Raw genomic sequence first — 11,971 nt, forward strand, 5'->3', positions numbered from 1 at the left:
GTTTATTTGACTTCGGGCGGCGTTTCGAAGGTGTGGAACGGCGCGGGCGACGGCACCGTCCATTCCAGCCCTTCGGCGCCTTCCCACGGCTTGGCGGCCGCCGGTTCGCCCTTGCCCATGTAGCAGCGCACGATCGCCCACAGGAAGATCAGTTGCGACAAGCCGAACCAGAACGCGCCAATGGTGGCCATCTGGTGGAACGTCGTGAACTGCGCGGCGTAATCGGCGTAGCGGCGCGGCATGCCGGCCAGCCCCAGGAAGTGCATGGGGAAGAAGGTGACGTTGAACGAAATCAGCGTGAACCAGAAGTGCAGCTTGCCCAGCTTTTCGCTGTACATGCGGCCCGTCCACTTCGGCACCCAGTAGTAAGCGCCCGCGAACAGCGCGAACAGGGAACCCGCCACCAGCACGTAGTGGAAGTGCGCCACCACGTAATAGGTGTCGTGCACCTGGATGTCAATGGGCGCCACCGACAGGATCAGGCCGGTGAAGCCGCCCATCGTGAACACGAAGATGAAGCCGATCGAGAACAGCATCGGCGTTTCGAACGTCATCGAGCCGCGCCACATGGTGGCGACCCAGTTGAACACCTTCACCCCGGTCGGGATGGAGATGAGCATGGTGGCGTACATGAAGTAGAGCTGCCCGGTCACCGGCATGCCCGTCGTGAACATGTGGTGGGCCCACACAATGAACGACAGCACGGCAATGGAGGCTGTGGCGTACACCATCGAGGCGTAGCCGAACAGCTTCTTGCGGGCGAACGCGGGCACGATGGCCGACACGATACCGAACGCCGGCAAGATCATGATGTAGACCTCGGGATGCCCGAAGAACCAGAACACGTGCTGATACAGCACAGGGTCGCCGCCGGCGGCGGCGTTGAAGAAGCCCGTGCCGAAGTGGCGGTCGGTCAGCACCATGGTGATGGCGGCGGCCAGCACCGGCATCACGGCCAGCAGCAGGAACGCGGTGATCAGCCAGGTCCAGCAGAACAGCGGCATCTTCATCAGCGTGAGGCCGGGCGCGCGCATGTTCAGGATGGTCACGATGATGTTGATTGCGCCCATGATCGAGGACGCGCCCATCAAGTGCATCGCGAAAATGCCCAGGTCCATGCCCGGACCCATCTGCAAGGACAGCGGCGCATACAGCGTCCAGCCCGCGGCGGTGGCGCCGCCCGGTACGAAGAACGATGCCGTCAGCATGATCGCGGCCACCGGCAGCAGCCAGAAGCTGAAGTTGTTCATGCGCGCGAACGCCATGTCGGATGCGCCGATCTGCATCGGGATCATCCAGTTCGCAAAGCCCACGAAGGCCGGCATGATGGCGCCGAACACCATGATGATGCCGTGCATGGTGGTGAACTGGTTGAACAGTTCGGGGCGGAAGAATTGCAGGCCCGGCTCGAACAATTCGGTACGCAGCAGCAAGGCAAGCGTGCCGCCTTCCAGCAACATGGCAAACGAGAAGATGAGATACATCGTCCCGATGTCTTTATGGTTCGTGGCGAAAAGCCAGCGGCGCCAGCCCGAGGGCATGGCGTGGTGGTGGTCATCGTGACCGTGGCCGTGGCCCGGCGACACGTGGTCTACAGTGACGCTGCTCATGATGGACTCCTTCCTGCTGAGTGCCGGCCCCGATCCACGGGACCGGCAGGGTATCTCTAACTAAACGGAACCGGTTCTATCGGTGTAGGCGTAGGGTGCGCGATCAGCGCGCAGCCGCAACGTCCTTCGGTAGAACCGTCGGGTCCTGCCCCTTGCCTGCATTGCTCCAGGCATGGCGTGTATAGCTGATGACCGCTGCGATCTCGACATCATTGAGCTGCCCGCCGAATGCCGCCATGGCGGTGCCGGGCTTGCCCTTGAGCACGGTGTTGATCTGGGCCGCTTGGGGGCCCAGCACAACCTTGTCTCCGTCAAGCGGTGGGAAGCTGCCCGGAATGCCCTTGCCGTTGGCCTGGTGACAGGCCACGCAATTGGCGGCGAAGACTTTTTCGCCACGGGCAACCAGTTCGGCTTCCGTCCACTCTTTATTGGGATCGTCGGCGTTTGCCGCCATCTTCTTCTTTTGGTCTTCAACCCACTTATCGTAGTCGGCTTGCGCCAGCACTTCGACAACGATGGGCATGAAGGCGTGGTCTTTGCCACAGAGTTCCGCGCACTGGCCACGGTAGATGCCCGGGGTGTCGGCACGGAACCAGGCATCGCGCAGGAAGCCGGGGATGGCATCCTGCTTGACGCCGAAGTCGGGAATCATCCACGAGTGGATGACATCGGCCGCGGTCAGCACGACGCGGACCTTTTTGTCCACCGGCACAACCATGTGGTTGTCCACTTCCATCAGATAGAACTCGCCCTTGGGCTCGCGGTTCTCGATCTGCGCGCGAGGCGTGGACAGCGTGGACAGGAACTTGACGCCGGCGGCGGAGCCGTCGAGGTACTCGTAGCCCCACTTCCATTGATAGCCGGTGACCTTGATGGTGAGGTCGGCGCTTGAGGTGTCCTTCATGGCCACGACCGTCTTGGTGGCCGGCAACGCCATCGCGATGACGATGATGAAGGGGATGACCGTCCAGGCCACTTCCACGCCCAGATGCTCATGGAACGTCGCGGCCTTGTGCCCGCGGGATTTCCGGTGCGCCCAGATGGAATAGAACATCACCCCGAACACACCGATGAAGATCACGATACAGATCGTGAGCAACAGCCAGTGCAGCCACATGATGTCGCGCGAAATCGCGGTCACACCTTCATGCAGGTTGAGCTGATTGACCTTCGGGCCGCCGGGCATGTCTTGCACCTGAGCACCGGCCACGCTGCCAATCAGCATCGCACAAGCCCCCAGTATCCCTCTCCACTTCTTCATGCTTACCTCGAAACACGGCGCGAGGGCCCTTGTCGCCTAGTGGCACGAGTGTCACTTCAACAGGACTACGCGCAATTATTAGATGGCAGGGTTAAGCAGGGAGATAGAGCGGCCCCCGCGTTCCCACTCGAAATCACAAAGAAACTGGCGGATTATAGCGGACACGCAAATAGATGTAAGACAGGCCTCTTGAATAAAAGGGCCCCGCCCCCATCTGCGCCGGCCCAAGCTTCAACCCTTGACGCGCGCCGCAAACCGTGTGGCATAAAATCGTCGGCAACCTCATCACGACACGCCACGATGCCCAAGCAGTTGCCCGACTTGTATGCCGACCTGTGCGCGCGCGCGCAGGAACCCGCCCCCGACGGCGCGCACGCTTTATATATAGCGGGCCGCCGCTGCGGCTGGGCCACGCATGCCGCCTGCGACGCACTGCGCGATGCGCCCGGCGTCATCTGCGACGAGGCCGCGCTGCACATCGGCGCGCACCTGACACCCGGCGCGGCACTGAACGCCGTGCTGGAAAATACCGCGCAACTGTTGCGTCAAGCCAACTGCCTGCGTGGCTGGCGCGATGAACTGCTGGACGTGATGGACGGCGACGACGCGCTGGGCGTCATCGAGCGCGCGGCCGTCCGCCCGCTTGGCCTGCTGACCCACGCGGTGCATCTGAACGCCTGGACGCCGGACGGACGCATGTGGGTCGCGCGACGCGCGCTCAGCAAGTCGACGGATCCCGGTATGTGGGACACCTTGGTGGGTGGCCTGGCGGGCAGCGGCGAAGACCTTGAACTTGCGCTGGTGCGCGAATGCGGCGAGGAAGCGGGCCTGGACGCGCCCGACCTGGCCAACCGCACGCCCTTGCGCACCATCCTGCGCATTCATCGCCGGCTACCCGAGGGTTATCAGGTGGAAGACGTGCTGACCAGCACCTGCGTGCTGGCGGCGGGCGTGCGGCCCGCCAACCGTGACGGTGAAGTCATGGAGATCGCCACCGTGGACGTGCCGACCGTGCTGCGCCAGATAGCCGAAGGCGAATTCACGCTGGAGGCGGCGCTGGTGATCGTCGAAGACATCATGCAACGCCAGGCCGCCGGCCAGATCTGAATCAGCGGGGCGCCATTCCCGGCGCATCGATCGCCGGCTGATCTTGCATGCCGCTGGCGCCGCCGTCCAGGGTCTTGTTCTGGATCTTGTCCTGGGTTTCTTCCCGGGATTCTTCCTGGACTTCTTCCCGAGCCTCGTCCTTGCGGGCGTCCTCCAGTTCACGTGTCACGCCCGCCGCTTCGGCCGCTTCCGCCGCCTGCGCCGGGCTGGGGGCCGAGACGGGTGCGGGCGTGGCGGCGGGCGCCGCGTGCGACGCCTGCGAGAACTGCTTCCACACTTCGATGGCGCGCAGGCGCTGCTTGGCCACCACCTGGATACGCTCGCGCAGATGCTCATCGCGCGCCAGCAAGGCGTGGAAGTCTCGCGACGACAGCATCAACAGCTTGCAGTAGCCCAACGAGGTCACCTCGGGCGTAATCTGCTGTTCGCCCAGCAGGCCAAGTTCGCCGAAGAATTCGCCGCTGCCCAGCTCGATCAAGGTGTTGTCGGGCAGATGCACCGCCACGGCGCCCGACGCCACGAAGCACATTTCCTCGCCATGCCGCCCCTGGGTCAAGACCCGCTGGTCGGGTAGCGCCAGACGCGGCTTGAGCAGTTTGCTGATGGCGCGCAGCGAATCCGGCGACAGCCCCTCGAACAGCGGCACGCGCTTGATCAGCTCGGCCGCGCTCATTTCAATATCCAGCGGCGGGTGCGCGTCGATATGCGCCCACCGGCTCTTCAACTGCGCCATCAGGTCCGCATAGACCTCGCCGCTGATCAAAAATTGCTCAAGCATGTCGCGATAGCGGATGCGCTCGAGTTCGCGCGCGACACGGCCCAGATAGCTTTCCTGCAGCCATAACGCGTAGGACGGATATTGCAGGTTCAACGCCTGCAGGGCGTTTTCGACCAGATCCAGCCGACGCTGGTGCAAAGCCACGATGCGCTGCGTCGCCTCCTCGCCCAGCAAGGGCGTGATCTGCTCCCGGGCAAACACAATCAGCCGTTGCGCGACGGAACGCTTGCTCATCAGATTGGCGAAGCGCTGGCCCAGTTCGCGCGCCAGCCAGCTTTGAAAGCCAAACACGTAATGCATGCGCAACGCCAGCCGGAAGGCGGTGGAATAGCGCACGTCCTGCACGATGGCGCGTTCAAAACCCGGCACGCCGCCCAGGCGGATGGCGTCTTCCAGCCGCTCGGCGCGCGCCAACAGCGTCTCGGCCATGCGCCAGTCCACGATCTGCGCCTTCAGGATGTCAAAGAACATTTCCTCTTCGCGCTGCGCCACGATGGCCAGGCCCACGGCCACGCGCTGCTCGTCGCTCATCTGGCTGACCTGACCATCGTGCACGCTGGTCAGGCTGGCGTCGAACACGGCGCGAATACGGTCACGCACTTCGGTGCCGATGTGTTCGGTCTTGGCCACTTCATCCGTCTTGCCTTGCAGGTCTTCCAGCGCCACGGCCAGCGCCTGGTTGCGGATGGTGCGTTCCACCGAAGACAGTTGGTTCAGGCCCAGCATGCGGATCAAGGGCCGCAGACTGATGCCATTGATGAACAGCGTCAGCAGCACATAGCTGGTGGTGGCCACCGCAATGAACTGGCGCGCCTCTTCCGGCACGCCGGTCTGCTCGGTCACGGCCAGCGCCAGCGCCAGCGATACGGCGCCGCGCAGTCCGCCCCACAGCATCACCACCTTGTACGGGTTGCTGACCTTGGTGCCCAGGCGCGTCAGCCCCAGCAGGGGCAACAGGCCGAAGACGACGATGGCGCGCGCCACCAGGGTCGCGACGAACACCACGGCCACCAACAGCAGTTCCTGCCAATCCGCTGCTGCCATCAGCTTGGGGATCAGCATCGCCGCGAACAGGAAGATCAGGGAATTGGCCCAGAAGCCGAATTGCCCCCAGGCGCTGGCCAGGTATTCGAAGGTGGTGGGCGACATGCGCGTGCGGCCGGTGGAGCCCACGACCAGACCCGCGATCACGGTGGCCACCACGCCCGACACGTTCAGGTAGTGCTCCGAGATAAAGAAGGACAGGTAGGCCAGCGTCAACGTCAGCGTGATCTCGGCCGTGGGAAAGCCGCGCAGCCAGGCGAACAGGAAGCAAGCCAGCCGCCCCATCGCAAAGCCCGCGATGCCGCCCCCGATGAAGTGCACGATGAAATCGTTGAAGATGCCGCTGACGGTAAGTTCGCCGTGACCGCTCAGCACGGCCAGCAGCACCGAGTACAAAGCGATGGACGCGGCGTCGTTGAACAGGCTTTCGCCTTCGACCAGTGTCGTCAGCCGCTTGGGCGCGCCCACTTCCCGAAAAATGCCCACCACGGCGACCGGGTCCGTCGTCGCCACAATGGCGCCCAACAGCAGGCAGACCACCAGGCCGTAGGGCGAAATCGCGTCCAGCGTCACCCCGACCACCACGGTACACACCACGACAGCCACAATCGCCATCATCAGGATCGGCCCGATGTCGTCTATCAGGCGGCGCACGTTCATGGCCAGCGCGGTCTCGAACAACAGCACCGGCAGGAACACCATCAGGAAGGTTTCGGACGAGATTTCAAAGCGTTCCAGTGAATCGAGAAAATCTGCGATCCAACTGGGCGCCCAACCATGGACGTGGATGATGATGCCAAGCAAACACCCGACGATAGCCAGCAATACCGAATAAGGCAGCTTGAGCCGGCCGGCCAGCGGCGGCATAAAGCAAACCAGTGTGAGCAATCCGGCCAAGCCGAATACGAGAAATCCTACATCCATGGGTATTGCCACGTCCCGAGCAGTGAGAGGTGCGACAAGAATAGCGGCATTTTTCAGTGAGGCAGGGCGGGAAACTGTAGGGAATCGTAGAGAATGCACGTTTCGTTACCCTAGGTGCCGCCGCTGATACGCGCCACGCCCTGTTTTTTGGGTAATGTGCAAACGTGCAAACTACGCAGGAGCGGCACTTGCCACGCGTCCACCCTCTGGCCCGCCGTCACGACGCGCCCGCCATGCTGGTCCAGTTGACCGACAGCCATTTGTTCGGCGAACCCGACACCGCGATGCTGGGCGTCAATACCGACGCGAGCCTGCGCGCGGTGCTGCGCCAGATTGAAGCCGACGGCAAACGTCCCGACCTGCTGCTGGCCACCGGCGACTTGTCGCAAGACGGCGAGGCCGCCGCCTACCGGCGCTTTGCGGCCATTCTTGGCCAGGCCGGCGTGCTGTCGGGCGCGCAGATCCGTTGCCTGCCCGGCAACCACGACCAACCGGCCGTGATGCGCCAAGAGTTGCCGCAATGGTCGGCGCCCGTGACGGATGTGGGCGCCTGGCGCGTCGTGACGCTGGACACCACGGTGCCCGGTTCCAATGCCGGCCACTTGCCCGACAGCCAGTTGGACATGCTGGAGGCGGCGCTCGCCGCCGAGCCCGGCCGCCACACCCTGATCGCCATGCACCACAACCCCATGCAGATCGACAGCCATTGGCACGACTCGATGATGATCGACAACCCGCAGGCGCTGTTCAAGCGCCTGACGCGGTGGCCGCAAGCGCGCGTGCTGTTGTGGGGCCATGTCCATCATGAGTTCGACCGCCGCCGCCACAACCTGCGCATGCTGGCCACGCCGTCGACCTGCTTTCAGTTCAGTATTCGCGACGGCAAGCATGTGGTCGACAACCTGGCGCCAGGCTACCGTTGGATCAAGCTTTATCAGGATGGATCAATGGCCACGGGCGTGCGCCGCGTGCAGGACGCACTGTGGCATACGGCGCTGGCGCCGGACGACGCGCAAGCCGCATAAAAATCGGGGCACCAGATATACGAATATATGTGGTGCCCCGCAAGCATCCGTCTCATAGGGGAGGGGAAAGAGGAGAAGCCGAGACGGATGGCAAGACTGCAAACTAGCTAAAGTTCGCGGTCTACATGAACTTAGGCGGCGCTCTCATTATTAAGTTTCTGCAAGAGCACGAAATTTAGCGGCGAATTTGTATCAATTTATTGGCACCCATTTTTGGCAGGGTGTCACGCAAGGAATCGCCGGGCAAAGAAAAGGGCCGCTTGCGCGGCCCAGCTCAGACGTTACCCGGCAAATCAGCCAACCATCAGGAAGCCAGATTGCCGCGCATTTTCTTCAGCGCGGCGGCTTCGATCTGGCGGATGCGCTCGGCGGATACGCCGAATTCTTGCGCCAGTTCATGCAGCGTGGCGCCGCCGTCATCCTGCAGCCAGCGCGCCTCGACGATGCGGCGCGAACGGGCGTCCAGCGCATCCAGCGCGCCGGTCAGGCCGGTGCTTTGAAGCTGGTCGCGCGCGGCGCGTTCCAGCACCCGAGTGGGTTCCTGGCGGCCGTCGTCGGACAGGTAGGCGATGGGCGCATAGCTGTCGTCATCGTCATCCTGGTTTTCCAGCGACATGTCGCGCCCGGACATACGCACTTCCATTTCGCTGACATCTTCGCGGCGCACGTTCAGTTCGCGGGCGATGTGATCGACCTGGTCGGGGTCCAGCGTTTGGCCGTCGGGGCGCATGCTGCGCAGATTGAAGAACAGCTTGCGCTGAGCCTTGGTGGTGGCCACCTTGACCAGACGCCAGTTGCGGATGATGTATTCGTGGATTTCGGCCTTGATCCAGTGCACGGCAAACGACACCAGGCGCACGCCGCGCTCGGGGTCGAAGCGCTTCACGGCTTTCATCAGGCCAACATTGCCTTCCTGGATAAGGTCGGCGTGGGGCAAACCATAGCCCAGGTACTGGCGCGCAACCGACACCACCAGGCGCAGGTGCGACAGAATCAGTTCGCGCGCGGCACCCAGGTCTTCCTGGTCGCGCAGGCGACGGCCCAACTCGGTTTCACGCTCTGCCGACAGAACCGGCAAGCGGTTGACCGTGGAAATGTACGCGTCGATCGTGCCAAGTGCGCCCGGATTGGCAATGGCCAACGCCAGAGCGTTGCCAGACGCGGCCAACGAGGTACTGGGTTGCTTCATAGCGGGGGTCTCCGGAAAGCGAAGGGATAGCGACATGGATTCGATGTTAGCACTCTAGTAAAGGGAGTGCTAATACGACTATTGCGGCGCGTCAAAGTTTCAAGTTTGTGGCGCGTCCCTATTTTTTTGACGCGCCGTTCGGGGGTCGACTGGGGCTACCAACCCAGGCGCTTCAAGCCCTCTGCCGTTGCTTCACCGTCTGGGCGGATGAACAAGGCGCCGCGCGGGTCCATGAACACCTGGTACTTCGCGCCATCGAACATCGGCATGTAGGCGGCGCTTCCGAATTGGACATCGACGAAGGGGAACCAGTTCGGGAAACTCTTCTTCAAGGACCCGAGATCAGGCGCGGGCCAATCGTCCAGGGCGTGGACGGAGCGCGTGGCCGAGGCTTCCCGCGCGATGTCGCTGTGGCGGCCCGACAAGCGCTCCAGACGGTACAAGGGCGGCACGCCCGCCATCAGCGCCGGCAGCTTCCAGCGCACGACCCGGGCGTCGATCTGCCATTGGTCGCCATACAGCACATATTGCTTGGGGCCCGTGCCCGGTGCGGTGGTCGTCAGCTGGAACTGGCCTTCCGCCTGCTGGCGGACCTCGACCCGGGCCACGGATTCGTCCGTAGTCAGCTTGTAAAACTGCACCAGCGACAAGGCCAGCAGCCCGCAAACACATCCCAGCAACACCAGCATCAGGCCGAACAGGCGGCGCACCGGGCGAAACTGGAACATCTTGCGGCCGCGTTCGTCACGCGGGCCACCGCGGCTCAGCAGCATGACGAGGCCGGGCAGCAGGACGACAAGGGCGCCCAGAAGAATCCAGACGAAGGGAGCGATACCGTTGATCAAGTCAGGCGTTCCTATATAGCGCAGCCCGGCTCAGGGCCCGATGCGCCAGGGGCACCGCGAGCCTGCCGCAGCAGGCTTCCCAGTATAGAAGCGGGCTTTCACCCCGCCGGTTTTCCAAGCCGCTCGACGTGAAACCGGATGTGATCTTCGATGAAGGTAGAGATGAAGTAGTAGCCGTGGTCGTAGCCGGGCTGGCGGCGCAGGGTGAGCGGCTGCCCAGCGGTGGCACAGGCGGCTTCGAACACCTCGGGATACAACTGCTCGGCCAGGAATTGGTCGGATTCGCCCTGGTCGATGAGGATGCCGCCGGGAAAGGGCTGCTTCAGCCCTTGCATCAGCGAGGCCGCGTCATACGCGGCCCACTCGGCGGGGTTGTCGCCCAGGTAGGCGCCAAACGCTTTTTTGCCCCACGGGCACTGGCTGGGCGCGGCGATGGGCGCAAAGGCCGACACCGACCGGAATTTGCCCGGGTTGCGCAGTGCCAGCACCAACGCGCCGTGGCCACCCATGGAGTGGCCGAAGATGCCTGTGCGCGACGCATCGCCCGGCAACGTGTCGCCCGTGACGATGGCGTGCAGTTCTTCGGTCACGTAGCTATACATGCGGTAGTGGTCGCGCCAGGCCGGCGTGATGGCATCCACATAGAAGCCCGCGCCGGTACCCAGGTCCCAGCTTTCGTCTTCGCCGGGCACGTTGGCGCCGCGCGGGCTCGTGTCCGGCGCCACCAGCATGACGCCCAGTTCCGCCGCCAGTCGCTGGGCGCCGGCCTTGATCATGAAGGTTTCTTCGGTGCAGGTCAGGCCTGCCAGAAAGAACAGCACGGGCACCGGGCCTTGCTCGGCCTGGGGCGGTACGAAGACCGAAAAACGCATGGGCAGGCCGATCTGGGCGGACTCATGGCGGTAGTAGCGCTGCGTACCGCCAAAGCAGCGATGCTGGGAAATGAGTTCCAGGGCCACGGGCATGGATCTTCTCCGGTCTGGGGGTGAAAAATTCGTCGACGGGTTAGGGTATATCCACGGTACGACGTTCCGTCGCCGAATGTTAACCTGCCCTGCATACAGGCCGGACGACAAAAAAAAGCGATTCCGTGCCCATATTGTGATCGCGGTACTTGACCAGCGCCCATCGTGGCACTATTTATATACCGTGAGCGAAGACAACCCGTTCTTCCAGATACGCAAGCCCTGACACTATGGCCCGTCTGCCCCGTCTGTACGCCCCTGGGCTGCCCCAACTGGTGCAGGCCAACTTCATTTCGCCGCTGGCCGCGCCGTCTCAACCCGCGCCCGCCGACATCCTGAACCAACTGGCCACCTGGCTGGGCGAATCCGCTCAACGCCATCGGGTGTCGGTCCACGGCTGGCTGTTGGCCAACGACCGCATCCTGCTGTTGGCGACTCCCGCCGACGAAGAAGGCTTGCCTCGGTTGATGCAGACGCTGGGCCGCAACCTGGCCGCACGCTTGCGCGGTGGCCGGGTCTTCGCGGGGCGTTACCGATCCGCCTTGCTGGAACCGGGCGCGTGGGTGCTGCCGGCGCTGGTCTGGCTGGAAACATATCCCGTGCGCAGTGGCGCGTCGCAAGACCCTGATTCATGGCCCTGGTCCTCGGCGGCCAGCCACACCGGCAACACCACGGCCGCGCCCGTGCAATGGCAGTCGGACCACGCCGATTACTGGGCTTGCGGCAACACGCCGTTCGACCGCCAGGCCAATTACCGCAAGCGTCTGCAAGACGGCTTGTCGCGGGAAGAATCCCAGCGCATTGATCAAGCCGTCTCCGGCCAATGGGCATTGGGCGGACCCAGCTTCATCGCCAGCCTGGCACATACCGCCAGCCGGCGCGTGGCGCCGGGCCAGCGCGGCCGGCCGCGCAAGAAACCCGCCGCCACGACGGAATCGGATTCGCCCGCGCCGCCGGCGCCGGGCAACAACCCCCCGGCAACTTCCTGAGTATCCAACCCGCCTTCCTGGCGGGTTTTTTATTGGTCCCTTGGAGGGCCGGAGCTCGTCCGGCTGTGCATTTTTCGCCACACGCGATGGGCCAAGGATGCGCCAATAAATAGGGACATATTAATCAAGATAGATCGATTTTGGTGCAGGCTCGGATCTGCTTGTGCACACCCCTGCGCACCGGCCCAATAACGGCGCGCCCGTTATTGTGTCCCCATATTAATGCACTATGAC

Annotated in this window: 9 protein-coding genes; 3 read left to right on the top strand and 6 right to left on the bottom strand. The window is 63.4% G+C overall.

Going from position 1 to position 11,971, the window contains the following annotated elements:
* Window positions 1-2: 2 nt before the first annotated feature.
* On the bottom strand, window positions 3-1,610 hold the full coding sequence (gene ctaD / locus CVS48_RS04970) for a cytochrome c oxidase subunit I (RefSeq protein WP_100853507.1): 1,608 nt from the start codon (window positions 1,608-1,610) through the stop codon (window positions 3-5).
* A 103-nt stretch (window positions 1,611-1,713) separates the two neighbouring features.
* The gene (gene coxB, locus CVS48_RS04975) at window positions 1,714-2,871 is read right to left on the bottom strand and encodes a cytochrome c oxidase subunit II (RefSeq protein WP_100853508.1); all 1,158 of its coding nucleotides are present in this window, start codon (window positions 2,869-2,871) and stop codon (window positions 1,714-1,716) included.
* A gap of 300 nt (window positions 2,872-3,171) precedes the next feature.
* On the opposite strand from coxB, the gene CVS48_RS04980 reads away from it, so the two are divergent.
* Window positions 3,172-3,978, top strand: coding sequence for an NUDIX hydrolase (locus CVS48_RS04980; RefSeq protein WP_100853509.1), 807 nt, complete (start codon window positions 3,172-3,174; stop codon window positions 3,976-3,978).
* 1 nt (window position 3,979) lies between these two features.
* On the opposite strand, the gene CVS48_RS04985 is transcribed toward CVS48_RS04980, so the two are convergent.
* Window positions 3,980-6,724 carry a cation:proton antiporter gene (locus CVS48_RS04985; RefSeq protein ID WP_242001363.1) on the bottom strand — a complete coding sequence of 915 codons (2,745 nt, stop codon included), beginning with the start codon at window positions 6,722-6,724 and terminating at the stop codon, window positions 3,980-3,982.
* Between the two features lie 233 nt (window positions 6,725-6,957).
* Between CVS48_RS04985 and CVS48_RS04990 the strand changes: the two genes are divergently transcribed.
* The gene (locus tag CVS48_RS04990; protein WP_172616237.1) at window positions 6,958-7,749 is read left to right on the top strand and encodes a phosphodiesterase; all 792 of its coding nucleotides are present in this window, start codon (window positions 6,958-6,960) and stop codon (window positions 7,747-7,749) included.
* A 304-nt stretch (window positions 7,750-8,053) separates the two neighbouring features.
* Here the strand turns inward: CVS48_RS04990 and rpoH are convergent, their stop codons facing one another.
* The 3 genes from rpoH to fghA all read right to left on the bottom strand — a co-directional run bounded on the left by rpoH (window position 8,054) and on the right by fghA (window position 10,748).
* Window positions 8,054-8,938: an RNA polymerase sigma factor RpoH gene (rpoH, locus tag CVS48_RS04995; RefSeq protein ID WP_100853511.1), complete on the bottom strand. Its 885-nt coding sequence runs from the start codon at window positions 8,936-8,938 to the stop codon at window positions 8,054-8,056.
* A 155-nt stretch (window positions 8,939-9,093) separates the two neighbouring features.
* Complete coding sequence (locus CVS48_RS05000; protein ID WP_100853512.1) at window positions 9,094-9,783, bottom strand: hypothetical protein; 690 nt, start codon at window positions 9,781-9,783, stop codon at window positions 9,094-9,096.
* A 98-nt stretch (window positions 9,784-9,881) separates the two neighbouring features.
* Window positions 9,882-10,748 (bottom strand): S-formylglutathione hydrolase, encoded by an 867-nt coding sequence (gene fghA, locus CVS48_RS05005; RefSeq protein WP_100853513.1) that lies wholly within the window; start codon window positions 10,746-10,748, stop codon window positions 9,882-9,884.
* 230 nt (window positions 10,749-10,978) lie between these two features.
* Between fghA and CVS48_RS05010 the strand changes: the two genes are divergently transcribed.
* Window positions 10,979-11,737: a hypothetical protein gene (locus tag CVS48_RS05010; protein WP_100853514.1), complete on the top strand. Its 759-nt coding sequence runs from the start codon at window positions 10,979-10,981 to the stop codon at window positions 11,735-11,737.
* The last annotated feature ends 234 nt before the right edge of the window (window positions 11,738-11,971 follow it).

The organism is Achromobacter spanius, from assembly GCF_002812705.1.
Taxonomy (GTDB): Bacteria; Pseudomonadota; Gammaproteobacteria; order Burkholderiales; family Burkholderiaceae_B; genus Achromobacter; species Achromobacter spanius.

Bases quoted from the DNA above. Each gene is read 5' to 3' on its own strand.
- ctaD (WP_100853507.1), bottom strand. From the start codon at position 1,610: ATGAGCAGCGTCACTGTAGACCACGTGTCGCCGGGCCACGGCCACGGT.
- coxB (WP_100853508.1), bottom strand. From the start codon at position 2,871: ATGAAGAAGTGGAGAGGGATACTGGGGGCTTGTGCGATGCTGATTGGC.
- CVS48_RS04980 (WP_100853509.1), top strand. From the start codon at position 3,172: ATGCCCAAGCAGTTGCCCGACTTGTATGCCGACCTGTGCGCGCGCGCG.
- CVS48_RS04985 (WP_242001363.1), bottom strand. From the start codon at position 6,724: ATGGATGTAGGATTTCTCGTATTCGGCTTGGCCGGATTGCTCACACTG.
- CVS48_RS04990 (WP_172616237.1), top strand. From the start codon at position 6,958: ATGCTGGTCCAGTTGACCGACAGCCATTTGTTCGGCGAACCCGACACC.
- rpoH (WP_100853511.1), bottom strand. From the start codon at position 8,938: ATGAAGCAACCCAGTACCTCGTTGGCCGCGTCTGGCAACGCTCTGGCG.
- fghA (WP_100853513.1), bottom strand. From the start codon at position 10,748: ATGCCCGTGGCCCTGGAACTCATTTCCCAGCATCGCTGCTTTGGCGGT.
- CVS48_RS05010 (WP_100853514.1), top strand. From the start codon at position 10,979: ATGGCCCGTCTGCCCCGTCTGTACGCCCCTGGGCTGCCCCAACTGGTG.